Below are 20,617 nucleotides of genomic sequence, written 5' to 3'. Positions count from 1 at the left end.
GGTTTAGAGCCGCCGAAGCGGGCGAGTTTTCGCGTCGAGCGTTTCGCAACGGCAAGATGGATTTAACCCAAGCAGAGGGCTTGGCGGACTTGTTAGACGCAGAAACAGAAGCACAAAGAAAACAAGCACTTCGCGTTTTTCAAGGTGCATTGGGTGATAAGGTCATCGCTTGGCGAGAGCGTCTAGTTCGCGCGGCAGCGTTGGTTGAGGCAACGATCGACTTCGTCGATGAAGACGTACCCGTCGATGTGATGCCTGAAGTGACCGATTTGTTGCGCGGCGTTCAGACAGAAATGCAAGCCGAGGCCGAAGGTGTGCGCATCGCTGAACGCATTCGTGATGGCTTTGAGGTCGCGATTGTTGGTTCGCCGAACGTTGGAAAATCGACGCTTCTGAACCGTCTAGCTGGGCGCGAGGCGGCGATTACCTCGGAAATCGCTGGGACGACCCGCGATGTGATCGAGGTTCGTATGGATTTGGGCGGTCTTCCAGTCACCGTTCTGGATACGGCTGGCCTGCGTGAGACCGACGATATCGTCGAAGGTCTGGGGATCGAGTTGGCGCGAAAACGGGCTGAGGCTGCTGATCTTGTTATCTACATGTTGGATATCGCTGAAGATATCTCACAGCATTTTGATAACGATACGCTGATTGTCCGGGCTAAGCAGGATCAGTTTAATAGCTCTGAAATCGGTGTCTCAGGCAAGACGGGCGCGGGTATTGATCGTCTTGTTGCTCTGATTGAAGAGCGACTGGTTGCTAAGACTGCTCGTATTGGCGTTGCAATGCGGGAACGTCATCGAATTGCGCTCCTGCGTGGGTGTGAGGCGTTGGATACTGCGATTGCGCTCGTGGACAGCGAAACGGGAATGACCGATCTTATCGCGGAAGAGATTCGAACAGCGGCTCGGGCGACAGAATCGCTCACGGGCCGTGTGGATGTTGAAGATTTGCTGGACGTCATCTTTTCCAGCTTTTGCATCGGAAAATAGGAGTGTTTCACGTGAAACATTTGGACTTTGATGTTGTCGTGATCGGTGGTGGTCATGCTGGAACCGATGCAGCACATGCCTCGGCACGTATGGGTGCTAAAACCGCACTGGTCACGTTGAGCTTTGACTCCATCGGTGTGATGTCGTGCAATCCCGCTATAGGTGGCCTTGGTAAAGGGCATCTAGTTCGCGAAGTTGACGCGCTCGATGGCGTCATGGGCGTTGCGGCGGACATTGCCGGCATTCAGTTTCGTCTGTTGAACCGCAAAAAGGGGCCGGCTGTTCAAGGGCCTCGGGCGCAGGCGGACAGAGCTCGTTATAGGACCGCAATGCAGCATTTGGTCCAGATTCAGCCAAATCTCTCGGTTGTTGAGGGTGAAGCAACCGATCTGATTATGGACGGAGATCGCGTTGCTGGCGTGATCTTGGACGATGGATCAGAAATTAAAGCACGCGCTGTGGTCCTGACGACTGGGACATTCCTGCGCGGCGTTATTCATATTGGTGATGTCCGAAAATCGGGTGGTCGAATGGGTGATAAGCCTTCGATCAAGTTGGCGGAACGCCTCGATGGATTTGGACTACCGCTCGGTCGATTGAAAACAGGCACGCCGCCGCGGCTCGATGGTCGCACGATTGACTGGACAGACCTTGAAAGCCAGCCAGGTGATGATGAGCCATCGCTCTTTTCGTTCTTATCCAAGTCCGTCACTGCACCGCAAATTTCTTGCGGAATTACCCACACAAACGAAAAAACACACGAGATTATCCGCGATAACCTGTCTCGTTCCGCGATGTATGGTGGACACATTGAGGGGATCGGTCCGCGGTATTGCCCGTCGATTGAAGATAAAGTCGTGCGTTTTGCTGACAAATCCTCGCATCAAGTTTTCCTTGAACCAGAAGGTGTCGATGATCCGACGATTTACCCGAATGGCATTTCGACATCGCTCCCCGTCGACGTGCAGGAAGCTTATGTTCGATCAATGAAGGGTTTGGAGAATGTTACGATCCTCCAGCCTGGGTACGCGATCGAGTATGACTACGTTGATCCGCGAGCGCTGAAGCCGTCGTTGGAGCTTCGGGATGTCGGGGGTCTATTCTTGGCAGGCCAAATTAATGGTACGACTGGGTATGAAGAGGCGGCGGCGCAGGGGCTCGTCGCTGGTCTGAATGCTGCGCGGACTGCCCAAAGCGGCGATGCAATCACGTTCAGCCGTACGAGCAGCTACATTGGTGTGATGATCGATGATTTGATCACCCGCGGTGTGTCCGAACCGTATCGCATGTTTACTTCGCGAGCAGAGTTCCGCCTTTCGCTACGTGCTGACAACGCGGACCAGCGTTTGACCGAATTTGGTCGGGACGTAGGTTGTGTCGGTGATGATCGTTGGGAGTCATTCAGCGAAAAAATGTCAGCGATTTCAAATGCACGAGACGTTCTGTCGGGTGTGGCTTTGAGTGCGCGTCAGATCTCAGATGCTGGTGTTAAATTGAACCCAGATGGTCCTGGAAGGACTGCTCTAGATGCGCTGTCGCTCGCCGAATTTGAAGATGCCGAATTGCTCGCTCTGGTACCGGAAGCGTCTCAGATCACTACTGAGGTTCGACAGCAAATCAAACGCGACGCGCTTTATGCTCACTACATTTCCCGTCAGGCAAAGGATATCGAAAGCCTGCGCCGAGACGAAGAGGTGCAGATTCCAGAAGGATTCGAATACACGGGTGTGTCGGGGCTATCGAATGAACTGGCATTGAAATTGAACCGTGTTCGGCCAACGACTATTGGACAGGCCTCGCGTATTGAGGGGATGACGCCCGCAGCACTAGTTTTGCTGCTCGCGCGGATCAGGAAACATGAAAAGGCGAAGTCGGCATGATCGCAGGTGTAGATGTTTCACGTGAAACATTGGAGAGGTTAGGGGCGTTCGAGGATCTGGTTCGCAAATGGACGAAAAAGATCAACTTGATCGCTCGTAACGACGCCGAGCATATCTGGGATCGCCATATCGTGGATTCCGCACAGGTTTGGGAATCCGCGCCAGTCGAGTGGAACCACTGGGTAGATATTGGAAGTGGCGGCGGTTTTCCGGCCATTATCCTTGCGGCCATCGCCGTCGAGAAGAAGCCGGAGGCACGATTTACTCTGATTGAGAGCGATCAACGCAAGGCGACGTTCCTGCGCACAGCGATCCGTGAACTTGGTTTGAATGCTACTGTCCTAGATGACCGCATCGAAATGGCGCCGCCTCAGAACGCTGATGTAATCTCAGCGCGCGCCTTGGCATCGTTAACCATTCTGCTCGGCTTTGCAGAACGACATCTGGCTCCAACCGGTGTTGCTGTATTCCAAAAGGGGAAAACTGCAGACGACGAAATAATTGAGGCAAAGCAATCTTGGGCCTTTGATTACAATAAGGTGCCAAGTATCACCAATGGCGATGCTTGCGTGATTTCAATCAAAGGATTTTCCCGTGTCTGATTTGAGCCGGACAACTCAGCCAAAAATTATTGCGGTGGCGAACCAAAAAGGTGGAGTTGGTAAGACAACCACTTCGATCAATCTGGCAGCGGCCCTTGCCGAATTGGGCCGAAATGTTCTGCTTGTCGACCTGGATCCGCAGGGGAACGCCTCGACTGGCTTGGGTATCGAGCCAGATGAACGGAATGTGACGACTTACGATCTGCTCGTCGGTGAGGAATCACTTTTTGATGCGATTCATAAGACGACTGTCGAAAATCTATTGGTCATTCCCGCGACAACGGACCTTAGCTCGGCTGATATCGAGCTTATATCCAATGAAAAGCGGAGCTTCCTGCTCCATGATGCGCTGCGCCAGCCTGCAATTGATGCTTTTGCCCTCGATTATATCATCATCGACTGCCCGCCGTCTCTGAACCTTCTGACGATCAATGCGATGGTTGCTGCGGATTCGGTTATCGTGCCGCTGCAGAGCGAGTTTTATGCGCTCGAAGGTCTGTCACAGCTGATGTTGACCATCCGCGAGGTGCGTCTGACGGCGAATCCCGATCTCGCCATCGAAGGTGTTGTTTTGACGATGTATGATCGTCGGAACAACCTATCTCAGCAGGTTGAAGATGACGCGCGCGAGAACTTGCGTGATTTGGTCTTTAAAACGGTCATTCCGCGTAATGTGCGTCTAAGCGAGGCGCCGTCTTTCGCGATGACCATTTTGGAATATGATCCGCAGTCACGTGGCAGTCAGGCTTATCGCGAATTGGCCGAAGAACTGATTGAACGAGAAAAGAAATAGGGAGAGGCAGATGGCTGATAAACCGAACCGAAATCGTGGGCTTGGCCGTGGTCTTTCCGCGCTCATGTCGGACGTAACCGCACCTGTTGATCGCAGCACTGGAGCTCCAGCACCGCGCGCCCCAGATCTTATGGTTGCGATTGAACGTATTGAACCGAACCCTGATCAGCCGCGCCGTTATTTTAATGAAGACGCGCTCAATGAACTTGCGTCGTCGATCAAGGAAAAGGGCGTCATTCAGCCACTGATCGTGCGTAAATCACCGCGCGACGATGCTAAATTCGAAATTGTTGCTGGGGAACGCCGTTGGCGTGCCTCGCAGATCGCTAAGCTTCATGAACTGCCTGTCATTGTGCGGGATTTCACCGATACTGAAGTTCTCGAAGTCGCGATCATCGAAAACATCCAACGCGCTGACCTGAACGCAATTGATGAGGCGGCAGGTTACAAACAGCTGATGGATCGCTTCGGGCATACGCAAGAACAGCTCAGCCAAGCGCTGGGTAAGAGCCGTAGCCATATTGCTAACTTGATGCGTCTTCTGAACCTTCCGCAGGATGTTCAGACGCAGGTTATTGAGGGTAAGTTGAGCGCGGGTCACGCCCGTGCTTTGGTCGGTAACGATCAAGCTTCTGCCATTGCGCAGAAGATCATCCAGCAAGGGCTGTCCGTCCGCGATACTGAGAAATTGGTTAAAGTGGATCCTGCGAAAGAGAAAGTGGCCCAGAACAATCGCGTTCGTGCGGCCGCAAAAGACCCTGATACTGCACAGCTCGAGCAGGAATTGAGCGCGAACTTGAAAATGAAGGTATCGATCGATCATCCAGTTGGTAGCGAAGCTGGCAAGGTAACGATCAGCTATTCGAACCTTGACCAACTCGACGATCTACTGCGGATTTTGTCGGTCGGTTAATCGGCCAGAAGCTCTCGCAGAACACCGTTTAGAACGGGCCGCCCAGTTGCAGAGACGCACAGGCGGCCCGCTTTCGTTTCGACAAAGCCCATTTCGGTCATACGGTCAATATTGTTTGAGAACCGATTGCCGCCTAAAGCCTGTAGGCGATTTAGGTCAACGCCCTCAGTGAGGCGCATACCCATCAAGAGAAACTCTGTAACTGCATCTTCGGCGGTGAGCGCGTCAGATAGAGTTTCACCACTACCCTTAGTTTCAACTGCATTGAGCCACATCTGGGGAGCAGTATGGGTTTCGGTCGCATGCCTGATGCCGTTGAGCGTTAGTCGTCCATGCGCGCCAGGGCCGATCCCAGCGTAATCGCCGTAGCGCCAATAGATCAGATTATGTTGGCTCTCTGCGCCTTCGGGGGCGTGGTTTGAGACCTCGTATACAGGGAACCCCATTTGATCACAGATCTCTTGGGTTGCGTCATACATGTCTGCAGCCGCGTCGTCGTCAGGTAAACCACGCAGTTTGCCGACGGCGTAGCGATCACCAAATGCTGTGCCGTCCTCAATTGTGAGCTGATACAGAGACAGGTGATCAATCGCCAACGATAGAGCCTGTTTCAGCTCAATTCGCCAATTTTCAAGCGTTTGATTCTGCCGCGCGTAGATAAGGTCGAAACTAACGCGATCAAACACATTTCGTGCGACATCGAAGGCTTTCATGGCGTCTTCGACGCTGTGCAATCGACCCAAAGCGCGCAAATCGTCGTTATTTAGAGACTGAAATCCCATCGAGACACGGTTTACGCCTGCATCGCGGTATCCGTAGAAACGGCCTGCTTCTACAGACGTTGGGTTGGCTTCCAGCGTGATCTCGCAAGAGTTGGTCATCCGCCATGTCTTGCGGACCTTATCAAGGATGGCGTGGACCAATTCGGGGTCCATGAGGCTCGGTGTTCCGCCGCCAAAGAAAACTGATTTGAGTATGCGGCCTTGGGTCAGTTGTCCGACGCGATCGATCTCTGACAAATAGGCGCGCGCCCAGCGATCTTGGTCGATGGACGCGACGACGTGACTGTTGAAGTCGCAATAGGGGCATTTCGACTGGCAAAACGGCCAGTGGATGTAGAGCCCAAAGCCCCCGTTTTCCCAATCCTCAGGCAAAGCAACCCTTTACCAGTTTGGCGAACGCGTCCGCACGGTGGCTGATCTTGTTCTTCTCCCAACGGTCCATTTCACCAAACGTGATGTCGTAGCCGTCGGGTTGGAAAATGGGGTCGTAGCCGTGGCCTTGGTCGCCGCGCATCGGCCAAACGATCTGTCCAGACATGATCCCAGGGAACACTTCGTCGTGTCCGTCTGGCCAAGCCAAAACTAGCGTACAGCAAAAACGAGCGGTCCGTGGGAAGGGGGCGTTAACCTCTTCCAATTTTGCCCACGTTTTCTCCATCGCCATGACGAAATCACGGCCGTTTGGCGTTTCGGCCCAGTCTGCAGTGTAGACACCCGGTGCGCCATCTAGCCCGTCGATCTCGATCCCTGAATCGTCCGAGAGAGCAGGCAAACCAGTCTCTTTTGCAGCGTAATGTGCCTTGATCCGTGCGTTGCCGACAAAGGTGGACTCGGTTTCTTCAGGCTCAGATAGGCCATGATCCGCAGCAGAGGTCAGCGTGATCCCGAACGGGCCGAGGAGATCAGCGATCTCCTCGAGCTTGCCTTTGTTGTGAGTGGCAACGACTAGTTCTTTCCCGTCAAACCGCCGTGTCATTTTACCGCCTGAAGCTGGGCTGCAACGAGTTCAGCAATCCCTTTGTCCGCGAGATCCATCAGCTTTGCCATTTGATCACGGGTAAATGTTGCGCCTTCAGCGCTCATCTGGACTTCGACCAGACGGTCGCCCGCCATGACAAAGTTGCCGTCTACGCCCGCTTCGGAGTCTTCGGGATAGTCGAGGTCCAGAACAGGCTGGCCCGCGTAGATCCCACAGGACACTGCTGCAACAGGGTTCACCAGCGGATCAGAGATAACGTCGCCAGCCTTCATCAGCTTGTTCACGGCGAGTTTCAGCGCGACCCAGCCGCCAGTGATCGATGCGCAGCGGGTTCCGCCGTCGGCTTGGATCACGTCACAGTCGATTGTGATCTGGCGTTCACCCAGCGCAACACGGTCCACACCAGCGCGAAGCGAGCGACCGATCAGACGCTGGATTTCAACGGTGCGGCCACCTTGTTTGCCTTGCGTGGACTCGCGGCGCATCCGCGAACCCGTCGAACGCGGTAGCATGCCGTATTCAGCAGTCACCCAGCCAAGGCCCGAGCCTTTGATAAACGGAGGCACGCGGTCTTCGATCGTGGCAGTGCAAAGGACATGAGTGTCACCCACTTTGATCAGGCAAGACCCTTCGGCATGTTTCGTGACACCGACTTCGATTGAAATCGGACGCATTTCATCTATCTGACGACCTGAGGGGCGCATTAAACTCTCCTTTATCTGTTGAGGGTGGGATACGCTGGACTGGTCCGAAAACCAAGCCCGATTGACGCGCCGATCCCCAGCGTTTTAATTGTCTCGCCCTAGGGAAACGCTGAAATGAACAATACGCCACTGTTAAGTGAAATGAATGACCGCTCACGCGAAGTCTTTCGCCGTGTTGTTGAGGGGTATCTGGACACTGGTGCGCCCGTCGGGTCGCGCACTTTGTCCCGCGAAATGTCTGAAAAGGTCAGCGCGGCGACGATCCGCAACGTGATGCAGGACCTCGAATACCTCGGCCTCGTCGGTAGTCCTCATGTGTCGGCTGGCCGTATTCCGACCCAAACGGGCCTTCGTATGTTTGTAGATGGTCTGCTTGAGGTGTCTCTCAGCGGGGATGACCGTGAAAAGATCGACCAAACGCTAGACGCGGCCAATGGCGATGTGAATGTGCTCTTGGATCGGGTTGGGTCTGCGCTGTCTGGTGTGACCCGTGGGGCATCTTTGGTTCTGACGCCGAAACACGAAGCCCCGATCAAGCATATTGAGTTCGTATCGCTCGGCCCAGATCGCGCACTGGTCGTTCTTGTGTTTGCGGATGGCCATGTGGAGAACCGTCTTTTCACGCCGCCTGCTGGTCAAACGCCGAGTTCACTTCGTGAGGCCGCGAACTTCGTCAATTCTTTTGCCGAGGGCCGTACGCTATCCGAGCTGTCTACGGTCATGACCCGCGAGATCAACGCAAGGCGTCAAGAAATTGACAGTCTTGCCGCGCAGCTGGTCGAGAGTGGTATCGCTGTCTGGGAAAACAAGGGCGAATCGACCGAGCGCCTTATCGTGCGCGGACGAGGCAATCTGCTTGCTGATCAAGAGAGCGGTATCGACCTAGAACGCATTCGGAGCCTGTTTGATGACCTTGAACGCAAGCAAGATATCTCTGAATTCCTAGAACTTGCCGAAGAAGGCGAGGGCGTTCGCATTTTTATTGGCTCAGAGAACAAGCTTTTTTCACTTTCGGGTTCCTCTTTGGTGGTTTCTCCATATATGAACGCCGACCGTAAGATCATTGGCGCTGTTGGCGTCATTGGGCCGACTCGTCTCAATTACGGACGGATCGTGCCAATCGTAGATTATACAGCGCAACTGGTCGGGCGTGTCCTGTCCGGACAAAGTTGAGGAATAGAAATGAGCGAAGAACCGAAAAGCCTTGATGAACTTGCTGCCGAGGCTGACGAAATTGAACTGGGTGCAGAAGATCAGGCCGAAGGCGAGGGCGAAGTTGATGTGGTTGCTCAACTGACCGCAGAGCGCGATGAGTTCAAAGACCGCTTCTTGCGTGCTGTGGCTGATGCCGAAAACTCGCGCCGCCGTGCAGAGCGTGATCGTCGCGAAGCCGAAAACTATGGCGGTTCGAAACTCGCGCGCGATTTGCTGCCTGTTTACGACAACATGCACCGAGCGATTGATGCGATTTCTGAAGATCAGCGCGAAGCTCAAGCCGCTCTGATTGAGGGTATCGAACTGACCATGCGCGAGCTGCTGAACGTGTTCGCAAAGCATGGCATCACCAAGATTGAACCGGCGGTTGGCGACAAATTCGATCCGCAGCAGCATGAGGCGATGTTTGAAGCACCGCTCCCAGGCACCAAAGCGGGTGACATCATTCAGATTTCCGCGCTTGGCTTTATGCTCCACGACCGTCTGCTGCGCCCTGCGCAGGTCGGTGTGTCGTCGATGCCTGCGTCCTAATCGGACCACACACAATCAGTCAAAATTCGGAGCTGGCGTTATTTTTGCGCCAGCTCTTTTAGTTCGTAGAGTAGGGATAGCGCCTCTTTGGGCGATAGGTCGTCTGGGAAAATATCCTTGAGACGGTCTTCGACTTCGGACTGTGCGGATTTCGCAGGCGTGGGTGCTGGGGCAACGGCGGCAAAGAGCGGCAGGTCGTCAATCAGCGCTTTCTGGGCCGTGCCGCCTTCGCGTTCACCTTTTTCCAGTGCTTCCAGAACGACCTTGGCTCTGTTCACAACGGCAGTGGGCAAACCAGCTAGGCGCGCGACCTGAACGCCGTAGCTGCGGTCCGCCGTGCCACGTTTGACCTCGTGGAGGAAGATCACATCGCCATCCCATTCCTTCACGGTGACAGTCGCGTTGTCGACGCCGTCGAGTTCGTCCGCAAGCTGGCACATTTCATGGTAATGCGTCGCGAACAGTGCGCGGCAACGGTTCACGTCATGCAGATGCTCTAGCGTTGCCCAAGCGATCGACAGGCCGTCGTATGTCGCTGTCCCGCGTCCGATTTCGTCCAAGATGACCAAGGCGCGGTCGTCTGCTTGGTTCAGGATCGCTGCGGTTTCCACCATCTCGACCATAAATGTCGAACGGCCACGGGCGAGGTCATCGGAGGCACCCACGCGGCTAAAGATCTGACTAACCAAACCAATGTGCGCTGACTGTGCAGGCACCCAAGCTCCCATCTGCGCCAGCACCGCGATCAGTGCGTTCTGACGAAGGAAGGTCGATTTACCAGCCATGTTCGGACCAGTGAGCAGCCAGATGTTCGACTTGGACAGGTCGGTATCGTTCGCCACAAACGGGTCGCCCGATTTCTTCAACGATTGTTCCACGACAGGGTGGCGCCCCTTGGAAATGTTAAAGGCGCGGCTCATATCGACGACCGGGCGGGTCCAATCCTCGGCCTTTGCAAGATCAGCGAGGGCGGCAGATACGTCCAGTTCAGATAGCGCCCGAGCAAGAGCCGAAAGAGGGGCAGCCTGCGCAATAATAGCCTCTCTTAAGCTGGAATAGAGACGTTTCTCGATCTCCAGCGCACGACCACCCGCGTTCAGAATCTTCGTTTCAATCTCGCTCAATGGAACGGTGGTGAAACGCACCTGATTGGCGGTGGTTTGGCGGTGGATAAAGGTTTCGTTCAGCGGTGGCGTCATCATCTTTTCCGCGTGGGTCGCGGTGGTTTCGATGAAGTAGCCCAGAACGTTGTTGTGCTTGATCTTGAGGCTTGGAACCCCAGAGAGCTCTGAATACTCCGCCTGCATTGCTGCAATCACGCTGCGGCCTTCGTCCCGAAGGGTGCGCGCTTCGTCGAGTTCCTCGTCATAACCCGGCGCGATGAAGCCACCATCGCGGGTCAGTAGCGGCGGTTCTGCGATCAGTGCTTGATCCAAGAGGTCCAAGAGGTCGTCATGCCCGATCAGGTCGCCCGTCACTGACTGTAGATGGTCGGGCAAGCTGTCTGGCAAACTGGCCGCGATCTGCTCTGCCTGACCCAACGTGTTTCTGATTGCCGTCATATCCCGCGGGCCTGCCCGATCAAGTGCGAGGCGGGAGAGGGCGCGGTCAATGTCATGCACACCGCGGAGCCCATCGCGGATCGATTGGCGTAGTTTGGTTTCTTCGACAAAATAGCTCACCGCATCCTGTCGGGCCTGAATGGTGTCGATTGTGCGTGATGGAGAGGACAAGCGACGCTCTAGCAAGCGGGCGCCAGCAGCTGTAACCGTGCGGTCAATCGTAGCGAGGAGCGATCCAGCACGACCGCCCGCCATAGAGTGGGTCAACTCAAGCGACCGACGCGTCGCGGCGTCGATCTGCATATTGGCCGTTTCGCCTTCGGCAACAGGTGGGCGCAGGAGGGGTAGGTTCCCTTTTTGCGTAATTTCTAGATATTCAACGACCGCAGCCATGGCCGAAACTTGGGCGCGGGTGAAGGTTCCAAACGCGTCGAGAGAGGCGACATCATAGAGACTGCAAAGGCGCTTATCGCCCAGAGTGCTATCAAACGCTGCTTTACCAAGCTCCGACACGGCAGCGCCTGACTCTTCGACTGTCGCGCGGTGTGCGCTATCGTCGGACAGCAGCACTTCACGCGGGGTGAGGCGCGCCAGTTCAGGCCCAAGCCGAACCGCCGCGCAGGGCACCACGTGAAACGCGCCCGTTGAAATATCGACCCACGCCAATGCGCCCTCATCCCGCACTTCGGCAAAAGCGGCGAGGTAGTTGTGGCGGCGTGCATCCAAAAGGCTGTCTTCGGTCAGGGTGCCGGGCGTGACCAGTCGCACGACATCGCGTTTGACGACCGCTTTGTAGCCGCGCTTCTTTGCCTCGGCGGGGTTTTCCAACTGTTCGCAAACCGCAACGCGGAACCCTTTGCGGATCAGCGTTAGCAAATAGCCTTCGGCGGCATGAACGGGGACGCCGCACATCGGAATATCTTCGTCGTCATGCTTCCCGCGTTTGGTCAGCGCAATATCCAACGCCTCTGAGGCCGCGACGGCATCCTCAAAGAACATCTCGTAGAAATCGCCCATGCGATAGAACAACAATGCACCGGGGTGAGCGGCCTTGATTTCGAGATATTGCGCCATCATCGGCGTGACGTTGGACATAATTTTCCTCTTTTCGGTCGGGAATATACCTAACCAGCCAATGTTAGCGACGAAAGTGCAAAGATATCCCGTTGCGGCAATAGTGTAAGGAAAGGTAATGGGTTGTGGCGCTAACGGAGGAAGCAATGTCCAAATCTAAGGTCACACGCGAGGATGCACTGACGTTCCACATGGAACCAACCCCCGGTAAGTGGGAGGTCTCAGCGACCGTGCCCATGATGACCCAGCGGGATTTGTCGCTTGCCTATTCGCCCGGCGTTGCGGTCCCCTGTGAGGAAATCGCGGCCAGCCCCGAGACGGCATATGACTACACCAACAAGGGCAACCTTGTGGCTGTGATCTCGAACGGCACGGCTGTTCTGGGTCTTGGTAACCTCGGTGCGCTGGCTTCTAAGCCCGTGATGGAAGGCAAGTCCGTCCTGTTTAAACGGTTCGCGGATGTGAACTCTATCGACCTCGAAGTTGATACCGAAGACCCAGATGAATTCTGTCGCGCTGTTCGCCTGCTTGGACCGTCGTTCGGCGGCATCAACCTTGAAGATATCAAAGCGCCTGAGTGCTTCATCATTGAGCAACGCCTCAAAGAAGAGATGGATATTCCCGTCTTTCACGACGACCAGCACGGGACCGCTGTTATTTGTGCCGCTGGCCTGATCAACGCGCTGCACATCTCTGGCAAAAAGATCGAAGATTGTAAGATCGTTCTGAACGGCGCAGGTGCGGCAGGGATCGCATGCCTCGAACTGGTCAAAGCGATGGGCGCAAAGCACGACAACTGCATCATGTGCGACACCAAGGGCGTGATCTACAAGGGCCGCACCGAAGGCATGAACCAATGGAAGTCGGCTCACGCTGCGGCCACGGATGCCCGCACCCTCGCGGATGCGATGAATGGCGCTGACGTGTTTTTGGGCGTTTCGGCCAAAGGTGCCGTGACGACCGAGATGGTTGCCAGCATGGCGCCGAACCCCGTTATTTTCGCAATGGCGAACCCTGATCCAGAGATTACGCCCGAAGAGGCGCACTCTGTCCGTGAAGACGCCATCGTTGCGACGGGTCGTTCTGACTATCCGAACCAAGTGAACAACGTTCTGGGCTTCCCTTATCTGTTCCGTGGTGCACTCGACGTGAACGCACGTGCGATCAACGACGAGATGAAGATCGCTTGTGCGAACGCTCTCGCCGAACTGGCTCGTGAAGATGTGCCTGACGAAGTTGCTGTGGCCTATGGTAAGAAGCTGACCTTTGGCCGCGATTACATCATCCCGACGCCGTTCGACCCGCGTTTGATCCACCGCATCCCAACCGCCGTTGCCAAAGCGGGCATGGATACGGGCGTTGCACGTCGTCCGATTGTCGACATGGAAGCCTACGAGCTGTCACTCAAGTCGCGAATGGATCCGACCGCGAGCATCCTGCAGAGCCTCAGCGCTCGTGCGCGTGCTGCCCAAGCGACTATCATCTTTGCAGAGGGCGACGATCCCCGCGTTCTGCGTGCAGCGGTTCAATACCAGCGCAGCGGCATGGGCCAAGCACTCGTTATCGGTCGCGAACAGGAAGTTGCTGATCTGCTGACCCAAGAAGGTCTGTCTGATGCGATTGACGAGGTTAAAGTCGTCAATGCGCGTAACACGCAGCACCTCGAGCAGTACAAAGAGTTCCTGTATCAGCGCCTTCAGCGCAAAGGCTTTGACCGCAGCGATATCAACCGCCTCGCATCCCGTGACCGCCACGTGTTCGGTGCGCTGATGTTGGCTCATGGTCACGGTGACGGCCTTGTCACTGGTGCGACCCGTAAATCTGCACACGTCCTCGAAGCGATTAACCACGTGTTCGACGCAAGCCCGAAATCGGGTGCGGCTGGTGTTTCTGCCATCCTGAACAAAGGCCGCATCGTTCTCATCGCTGATACTCTGGTCCACGAATGGCCAGACCAAGAAGACCTTGCCGACATTGCAGAGCGCGGCGCTGCTGTTGCCAAAGACCTCGGCCTTGATCCGCGCGTTGCGTTCGTCTCGTTCTCGACCTTCGGTTATCCAGTGTCTGAACGCGCTGAAAAGATGCACATCGCGCCGAAAGTTCTGGATAAACGCGGCGTCGACTTCGAATACGAAGGCGAGATGACCGTTGACGTGGCTCTGAACCCGAAATCGGCGGAACATTACCCGTTCAGCCGTCTCACAGGTCCAGCAAACGTTCTCGTCGTTCCTGCACGTCACTCAGCCTCTATCTCGGTCAAGTTGATGCAGGAAATGGGTGGCGCGACCGTGATTGGTCCGATCCTCGCTGGCGTGGACAAGCCAATCCAGATTTGTTCTACGGTATCTACAGTGAACGATATTATGAACATGGCGGTGCTGGCTGCCTGCAACGTAGGATGATGACATGGCGGTATGGAATTTAGGGTCGATCAACACCGACATCGTTTATTCCATGCCGCATATTCCCGCCCCAGGGGAAACTCTCGCGTCACTCAGCCGACAGGTTTTTCTGGGTGGTAAGGGCGCGAACATGTCCGTTGCGGCAGCGCGGGCGGGATCGCACGTTCGGCATATTGGCGCGGTGACCGCCGACAGCCTTTGGACCCGTGACAGATTGATGGAGTACGGCGTTGATACGCGTTTCATCAAAGAGGTCGATGCCGATCCGGCCCAAGCCATCATCATGGTCGATGCAGAGGGCGAAAATGCGATCATCCTGCATCAAGGCGCGAACATCGCCATACCCGACGATCTGATCCGTGGCGCATTGTCCGAAGCCCAAGTCGGCGACTGGATTGTGACGCAGAACGAAACCAACGGTCAGGCGGATGCTCTGGCCCTTGGTCGCGAAATGGGGCTTCGGGTGGCATATGCTGCCGCACCGTTTTCTGCGGAAGCGGTTGAGGCCGTTTTGCCATACCTCGATTTCTTGATCCTGAACGAGATTGAAATGGCGCAGCTCCGCGATGCGCTGGGCAAGGATGCCGAAGACCTCGGTGTTGCGTCGGTCATCATCACGATGGGATCGAAAGGCGCGGTTTTGATCGAAGGTGGAACTCGCACCGAATTCCCCGCGATCAAAGTTGATCCCGTCGATACCACGGGGGCAGGGGACACGTTCACGGGATATGTCCTCGCTGGGTTGGATCGTGGGATGCCGATGGCTCAGGCGATCCAGCAGGCGACGAAGGCGGGCGCACTAATGGTGACGCGCAAAGGCACCGCCGATGTGATCCCTGATCTGGCCGAAGTTCAGGCATTTCGCCCTTAAAATAGACCCTAATAAGGGGTTTTAGAGTCTAATTTTGTATTATGTTTACATTTGGATTCTCTCGTCCCGCTCGGCAACTTTGGTCGATGAATTCCTCGCTGAGCTAAAGCCGATTTTTCGCTTTTCTGTGCTCGTTCTCGCGTCTAGCCTTTTGATCAAAAGGAGGATGCGATGACTCATGTGACCACGCACCAAGCGGAAGAAGACAGCAGAAACGAAACCATCCTCATTTACCTAAACGGTCGTATCGTCCCCAAAGCCGAAGCTTTGGTGTCGGTCTACGATTCTGGCTTCATGCTGGGTGATGGTGTGTGGGAGGGGCTTCGCCTTTATGACGGGCGCTGGGCGTTTCTAGACGATCACATGGATCGACTGTTCGAGGCGGCCAAAGCGATCGACCTCAATATTGGGATGACCCGTGCCGAGGTGATTGGTGCGCTCGAACAAACGCGGGCGGCGAATGACATGACGACCGATGCGCATGCGCGGTTGATGGTGACGCGCGGTGTCAAAAGTCGTCCGTTCCAACATCCGTCGCTGTCGCGTCAGGGGCCGACGGTGACGATCATCATGGAACATTCGAAACCCTCCATTCCGCGTCCGATCCGTCTGGCCACAGTTCCGCATATCCGTGGGTTGCCGATGACCCAAGATCCGAAACTGAACAGCCACTCTAAACTGAATTGCATCCTCGCCTGCATTGCTGCGGAAAAGGCTGGTGCGGACGAAGCCCTGATGCTCGACGTGCATGGGTTTGTGAACACGACCAACGCGTGCAACTTCTTTATCGTTCGGAAAGGGGAGGTTTGGACGAGCACGGGCGACTACTGCATGAATGGGATTACGCGCGCTAAAGTGATCGACGTCTGTCTTCAGAACGGCATTCCAGTGTTCGAGAAAAACTATTCTCTTGTCGATACTTACGGCGCGGATGAGGCATTCCTTACGGGTACCTTCGGTGCGCAAACACCAGTGTCTGAAATCGATGGTCGGCAGATCGGAACGGGCACAATGGGGCCTGTGACGCAGCGCATTCGCGACCTCTACAAAGCACTGATTGAAAGCGAGGCAAACTGATGCGGATCGCAATGTGGTCTGGGCCAAGGAACCTTTCGACAGCGATGATGTATTCTTTCGGGGCGCGAGAGGATTTCGCCGTTGTCGATGAGCCGTTTTACGCTGCCTATCTGGTGAAAACGGGATTGGATCACCCGATGCGGGATGAGGTGATCGCCTCGCAGAAAACGGATGCTGTGGCGGTCGTTGACGATCTTTTGGGGCCCATTCCAGCGGGGAAACCCCATTTTTACCAAAAACACATGTGCCAACACATGCTGCCCGACATTCCTCGGGATTGGATTTCTGCGGTAGAGAACGTGTTTCTATTGCGTCATCCCGCCCGTGTGATCGCCAGTTTTTCGAAGAAGTATGCCGACCTGACTTTGGCCGATATTGGGTTCACCCAGCAGAGCGAGCTGTTCGATCAACTCGTCGCGGATGGAAAACAGCCCATTGTGATTGATAGCTTTGACATCCGCCAAGATCCCGAAGATATGCTGCGCGCACTTTGTGATGCGCTCGGTCTGGATTGGGATCCTGCGATGTTGTCATGGCCCACGGGTGGGCATCCTGCTGACGGCGTCTGGGCCAAGGTCTGGTATGAGGCCGTTCATAATTCGACAGGATTTGCTGGCGCAGAGAGTCCATTGCCCGCTGTTCAGGCAGAGCATGAAGCTCTGTTAGAACAGGCAATTCCGCACCACGAACGCCTCGAAAAACTGAAAATACGATGCTAGCCCAGTAACTTACCGAGTTTCATGGCGACCGCAGGATTACCAGATATCTTTAGTTTGCCAGTCACCACACCTGTCATCGGGTTCAGCTTTCCAGCGAGCAGCTTGGCAAGGTTTTCGGTCGTTATTGCGATGGTGCAATCGGCATCTTGATCTACGGTACCGATTCCATTGGGGCCGAGCGTGACGACGCCATCTTGCCCGCAGTCGAACTTTAGAACGTCGCTCAAACGGCTTGGGTCTAGCCCTTTTGATAGCCGTTCTACGATCTCTGAAAATAACATGGCCGCCCCCTGTATCTGCCGTGACATACGGCTAGGGAGCGGCCATCAATTGCGCAATTGAAACGCTGCGTCAACCTTTGACGCGGTTGTTCCGTGCAGCTAAAAGCTTCAGACGCAGCGCGTTCAGCTGGATAAAGCCTGCAGCGTCTTTCTGATCGTATGCACCAGCATCGTCCTCGAACGTGACGTGTGCTTCGGAATAGAGGCTGTGATCCGACCAGCGGCCAACGGTATTGACCGAACCCTTATAGAGTTTCAGGCGAACGGTGCCAGTGACGTGCTCTTGAGACTTGTCGATGGCAGCTTGCAGCATTTCGCGCTCAGGCGAGAACCAGAAGCCGTTGTAGATCAGCTCTGCATAACGCGGCATTAGGCTGTCTTTGAGGTGGCCAGCGCCGGAATCGAGGGTGATCTGTTCGATACCACGGTGTGCTTCAAGCAGGATGGTGCCGCCCGGAGTTTCGTAGATGCCGCGTGACTTCATACCAACAAAGCGGTTCTCAACAAAGTCGAGACGACCAACGCCATGCTTGCGACCATATTCGTTCAGAGCAGTGAGGATCGTAGCGGGCGACATTGCCTCGCCATTGATTGCCACTGCGTCACCCTTTTCAAAGGTAACTTCGATGAACTCAGGCGTATCGGGTGCTTCTTCCGGCGAAACGGTGCGCTGGTAGACGTATTCCGGTGCTGCATCGGCTGGATTTTCCAGCGCTTTACCTTCGGACGAAGTGTGCAGGAGGTTCGCGTCGACAGAGAACGGTGCCTCACCGCGTTTGTCTTTTGCGATCGGAATCTGGTTCTGTTCAGCAAACTCGATGAGTTTGGTGCGCGAGGTCAGATCCCATTCGCGCCAAGGTGCGATCACTTTGATCGACGGGTCGAGAGCATATGCGGACAGTTCGAAACGAACCTGATCGTTGCCTTTGCCTGTTGCGCCGTGGGCCACAGCGTCAGCACCAGTGGCGTGCGCGATCTCAACAAGACGTTTGGAGATCAGCGGACGCGCGATCGAGGTGCCGAGCAGGTAGAGACCTTCGTAAACAGCGTTCGCGCGGAACATCGGGAAGACGAAGTCGCGAACGAATTCTTCACGAACGTCTTCGATGTAGATGTTTTCGGATTTAATGCCGAGCATTTCAGCCTTGGCACGTGCAGGTTCCAGTTCTTCGCCCTGACCAAGGTCAGCAGTGAAGGTAACAACTTCGCAGCCGTATTCGGTCTGCAACCATTTCAGAATGATCGACGTGTCGAGGCCGCCGGAATAGGCGAGGACCACTTTCTTGGGTGCAGACATCGGGCTCTCCTTTAATAAGATCGACAGGGCGATACCTTCTTTTCATGGCGCAAGCAAGGGAAGCCCATTGACGGAAGGGGGGTGATCGTGGCTCTTTCTTCGAAATATTTAAATAGGAGCTACGTTATGGCGTGGAAATTGATTTTACACTCTTTCAACATGATCTTCGGCAACCTCGCTGAAGCGCTTAAAGTGTCAGTCGGACCGATCCTGATCGGTCTATTGCTGATCGGTATCAGCTTTTTCGGGTTGGGCCTGAATATCGATTTTATTTCTCAGATGGAACAAGGTCGCAGTTCTAATGCTGGCGCCGCTTTCATGTTCATCCTACTTGCGATCGTCATCTTCACGGTCGTCTTTGCGTGGATCGCAGTTGCATGGCACCGCTTTGTCCTACTGGAACAATATCCAGGGATGTTGCCTGCGTTTAAAGGTCAGCCAATTGGCGCCTACATCGGAAAGACATTGGTTCTGTCGTTGCTCGTTGGGTTGGTCGTCTTTGTTGTGGCCTTTGTTATCGGACTTTTGACCGCACTGACGGCTTCAATGGGGGTGGCGATCTTCCTCGGCGTCGCATTGGGTTTTGCGGTCTCATATATTTGGCTGCGTATCGGTCTGGTTCTCCCTGCAACCGCACTGCGTGAACCGCTCAAAGTCTCCGAATCCATGGCTGCGACCAAGCCGATGTCTGGCACCATTTTCGGTGTATCTGTGATTTTGGCTGTCCTGAACTTCTTGATCAGCTTGATCATCGGTCAGGTCTATAACTTTGCGGGCATCATCGCGTTTGTTTTGGATGTGGCTGTGAACTGGGTATTCATCATGGTCGGAATCAGCATTCTGACCACGCTTTACGGTCACCTGATCGAAAAACGTCCGTTGATCGATTAAAGTGACGCGATAAAGGCGCGGTCGCCCTCGTTTGATACGAGAACCTCGGCCGCGTCTTTGTCCATCCAAAGCGCCGTGTGACCTGCTTCGGTCGGGGCGCTAATGCGTGCGACAGGGCGCGCGAGATAGATGTGGCAGATTTTTTCGGCCCACATGTCGTAATCAGGCATATAGCAGAAACGGCGATAAAACCCAATTTTACGGGGGGTTGCGATGTGCCAGCCTGTTTCTTCGAACACTTCACGGTGAAGCGCGGCAATCGGGCTTTCGCCTGCGTCGATGCCACCACCGGGGAGTTGGTATTCGTCCTCTGGTTCTGCCTGATGGGTCAGCAAAAGCCGTCCACCGAGGGGCAAAATGGCATATGCGCCGGGGCGCATTTTGTATTTCACGTCGCGCCGGATCGGCTCACCAAATCGAATACTCATGATAATACCCCTTGGACCTGCGCTTGATGCGCATATATGGACGCGGTATGCCAAACCTCGCCTAACAAGGAAAGCCTATGACACTCGGCAGCCAGATCGCTTGGGACGACACTGTACTCCCGTTTCAACTCGATGCGTCGGACGTGCGTGGTCGTGTGGCCCGTTTGGACGGGGTGCTGAACCGCGTCTTAGAGCAGCATGATTACCCAGACCAGATCGAAGCCTTGGTCGCAGAGATGGCTCTGCTGACGGCTCTGATCGGTCAAACGCTGAAACTGCGTTGGAAACTGTCACTTCAGGTTCGGGGTAGCGGCCCTGCGCGTCTGATCGCGACGGACTATTACGCGCCGCAAGCCGAGGGCGAGATCGGTCGTATTCGTGGCTATGCGTCGTTTGATGAAACCCGCCTCGATCCGTCGAAGCCCCCGTTCGAGATGATTGGACAGGGTTATTTCGCGATCCTCATCGACCAAGGGCAGGGCACCACCCCGTATCAAGGCATCACGCCGATCGCTGGTGGATCGCTCTCGGCCTGCGCTGAAACATATTTCGCGCAGTCCGAACAGCTCCCGACACGGTTTGAGCTGTCGTTCGGCAAATCCACTCTTCCGGGCAAGGATGAAG

20 protein-coding genes are annotated in these 20,617 nt (G+C 55.1%); 13 read left to right on the top strand and 7 right to left on the bottom strand.

Annotated features, from left to right (window positions below):
• The 5 genes from mnmE to AC1QQ2_RS12880 all read left to right on the top strand — a co-directional run.
• A partial coding sequence (gene mnmE / locus AC1QQ2_RS12900) for a tRNA uridine-5-carboxymethylaminomethyl(34) synthesis GTPase MnmE (protein WP_479713433.1) occupies positions 1–992 on the top strand: 992 nt, incomplete at its 5' end.
• Between the two features lie 2 nt (positions 993–994).
• On the top strand, positions 995–2,872 hold the full coding sequence (gene mnmG / locus AC1QQ2_RS12895) for a tRNA uridine-5-carboxymethylaminomethyl(34) synthesis enzyme MnmG (RefSeq protein WP_479713432.1): 1,878 nt from the start codon (positions 995–997) through the stop codon (positions 2,870–2,872).
• Positions 2,869–3,474 (top strand): 16S rRNA (guanine(527)-N(7))-methyltransferase RsmG, encoded by a 606-nt coding sequence (gene rsmG / locus AC1QQ2_RS12890; RefSeq protein ID WP_479713431.1) that lies wholly within the window; start codon positions 2,869–2,871, stop codon positions 3,472–3,474. Before mnmG ends, rsmG begins: the two co-directional genes overlap by 4 nt.
• Entirely contained in the window at positions 3,467–4,267 is an 801-nt protein-coding gene (locus tag AC1QQ2_RS12885; RefSeq protein WP_105236187.1) for a ParA family protein, read from the top strand. The genes rsmG and AC1QQ2_RS12885 overlap by 8 nt, the downstream gene beginning before the upstream one ends.
• Positions 4,268–4,277: 10 nt before the next feature.
• Entirely contained in the window at positions 4,278–5,180 is a 903-nt protein-coding gene (locus AC1QQ2_RS12880) for a ParB/RepB/Spo0J family partition protein (protein ID WP_479713430.1), read from the top strand.
• Here AC1QQ2_RS12880 and hemW read toward each other — a convergent pair.
• The 3 genes from hemW to rph are packed head-to-tail and all read right to left on the bottom strand — an operon-like array spanning position 5,177 to position 7,645.
• Positions 5,177–6,334, bottom strand: a complete 1,158-nt coding sequence (gene hemW / locus AC1QQ2_RS12875) for a radical SAM family heme chaperone HemW (RefSeq protein ID WP_479713429.1) — start codon at positions 6,332–6,334, stop codon at positions 5,177–5,179. The two genes, AC1QQ2_RS12880 and hemW, sit on opposite strands and share 4 nt — an antisense overlap.
• Positions 6,327–6,938, bottom strand: a complete 612-nt coding sequence (gene rdgB / locus AC1QQ2_RS12870) for an RdgB/HAM1 family non-canonical purine NTP pyrophosphatase (protein WP_067552419.1) — start codon at positions 6,936–6,938, stop codon at positions 6,327–6,329. The genes hemW and rdgB overlap by 8 nt, the downstream gene beginning before the upstream one ends.
• Positions 6,935–7,645: a ribonuclease PH gene (gene rph, locus AC1QQ2_RS12865; RefSeq protein WP_067552422.1), complete on the bottom strand. Its 711-nt coding sequence runs from the start codon at positions 7,643–7,645 to the stop codon at positions 6,935–6,937. Before rph ends, rdgB begins: the two co-directional genes overlap by 4 nt.
• Positions 7,646–7,759: 114 nt before the next feature.
• Here rph and hrcA point away from each other — a divergent pair, with 114 nt between their 5' ends.
• On the top strand, positions 7,760–8,818 hold the full coding sequence (gene hrcA / locus AC1QQ2_RS12860; protein WP_105236182.1) for a heat-inducible transcriptional repressor HrcA: 1,059 nt from the start codon (positions 7,760–7,762) through the stop codon (positions 8,816–8,818).
• A gap of 9 nt (positions 8,819–8,827) precedes the next feature.
• Positions 8,828–9,391: a nucleotide exchange factor GrpE gene (locus AC1QQ2_RS12855; RefSeq protein ID WP_105236181.1), complete on the top strand. Its 564-nt coding sequence runs from the start codon at positions 8,828–8,830 to the stop codon at positions 9,389–9,391.
• A gap of 38 nt (positions 9,392–9,429) precedes the next feature.
• On the opposite strand, the gene mutS is transcribed toward AC1QQ2_RS12855, so the two are convergent.
• The gene (gene mutS, locus AC1QQ2_RS12850; protein ID WP_479713428.1) at positions 9,430–12,048 is read right to left on the bottom strand and encodes a DNA mismatch repair protein MutS; all 2,619 of its coding nucleotides are present in this window, start codon (positions 12,046–12,048) and stop codon (positions 9,430–9,432) included.
• Between the two features lie 125 nt (positions 12,049–12,173).
• Between mutS and AC1QQ2_RS12845 the strand changes: the two genes are divergently transcribed.
• The 4 genes from AC1QQ2_RS12845 (at position 12,174) to AC1QQ2_RS12830 (ending at position 17,096) form a co-directional block, all read left to right on the top strand.
• Positions 12,174–14,429 (top strand): NADP-dependent malic enzyme, encoded by a 2,256-nt coding sequence (locus AC1QQ2_RS12845; protein WP_067552446.1) that lies wholly within the window; start codon positions 12,174–12,176, stop codon positions 14,427–14,429.
• A gap of 4 nt (positions 14,430–14,433) precedes the next feature.
• Positions 14,434–15,300 carry a ribokinase gene (locus AC1QQ2_RS12840; RefSeq protein ID WP_105236180.1) on the top strand — a complete coding sequence of 289 codons (867 nt, stop codon included), beginning with the start codon at positions 14,434–14,436 and terminating at the stop codon, positions 15,298–15,300.
• Positions 15,301–15,471: 171 nt separating this feature from the next.
• Entirely contained in the window at positions 15,472–16,377 is a 906-nt protein-coding gene (locus AC1QQ2_RS12835) for a D-amino acid aminotransferase (protein WP_479713427.1), read from the top strand.
• Positions 16,377–17,096: a sulfotransferase-like domain-containing protein gene (locus AC1QQ2_RS12830; RefSeq protein ID WP_479713426.1), complete on the top strand. Its 720-nt coding sequence runs from the start codon at positions 16,377–16,379 to the stop codon at positions 17,094–17,096. Before AC1QQ2_RS12835 ends, AC1QQ2_RS12830 begins: the two co-directional genes overlap by 1 nt.
• Here AC1QQ2_RS12830 and AC1QQ2_RS12825 read toward each other — a convergent pair.
• Both AC1QQ2_RS12825 and AC1QQ2_RS12820 read right to left on the bottom strand, forming a co-directional pair.
• A complete protein-coding gene (locus AC1QQ2_RS12825) occupies positions 17,093–17,377 on the bottom strand; it encodes an SCP2 sterol-binding domain-containing protein (protein WP_479713425.1) in 285 nt (94 codons plus the stop codon). The two genes, AC1QQ2_RS12830 and AC1QQ2_RS12825, sit on opposite strands and share 4 nt — an antisense overlap.
• 70 nt (positions 17,378–17,447) lie before the next feature.
• The gene (locus AC1QQ2_RS12820; RefSeq protein ID WP_067552461.1) at positions 17,448–18,674 is read right to left on the bottom strand and encodes an argininosuccinate synthase; all 1,227 of its coding nucleotides are present in this window, start codon (positions 18,672–18,674) and stop codon (positions 17,448–17,450) included.
• Positions 18,675–18,800: 126 nt separating this feature from the next.
• On the opposite strand from AC1QQ2_RS12820, the gene AC1QQ2_RS12815 reads away from it, so the two are divergent.
• Positions 18,801–19,565: a hypothetical protein gene (locus AC1QQ2_RS12815; RefSeq protein WP_479713424.1), complete on the top strand. Its 765-nt coding sequence runs from the start codon at positions 18,801–18,803 to the stop codon at positions 19,563–19,565.
• Here AC1QQ2_RS12815 and AC1QQ2_RS12810 read toward each other — a convergent pair.
• Positions 19,562–19,993: an NUDIX hydrolase gene (locus AC1QQ2_RS12810; RefSeq protein WP_479713423.1), complete on the bottom strand. Its 432-nt coding sequence runs from the start codon at positions 19,991–19,993 to the stop codon at positions 19,562–19,564. The two genes, AC1QQ2_RS12815 and AC1QQ2_RS12810, sit on opposite strands and share 4 nt — an antisense overlap.
• 77 nt (positions 19,994–20,070) lie before the next feature.
• On the opposite strand from AC1QQ2_RS12810, the gene hslO reads away from it, so the two are divergent.
• On the top strand, positions 20,071–20,617 hold a 547-nt coding region (gene hslO / locus AC1QQ2_RS12805), incomplete at its 3' end, for an Hsp33 family molecular chaperone HslO (RefSeq protein ID WP_479713422.1).

The sequence above is a fragment of the Aestuarium sp. genome, from assembly GCF_023253315.1.
In the GTDB taxonomy this organism is placed as follows: Bacteria; Pseudomonadota; Alphaproteobacteria; order Rhodobacterales; family Rhodobacteraceae; genus Marivivens; species Marivivens donghaensis.
The sequence above is the reverse complement of the archived record's forward strand: the minus strand, read 5'-3'. Positions and strand labels throughout refer to the sequence as shown.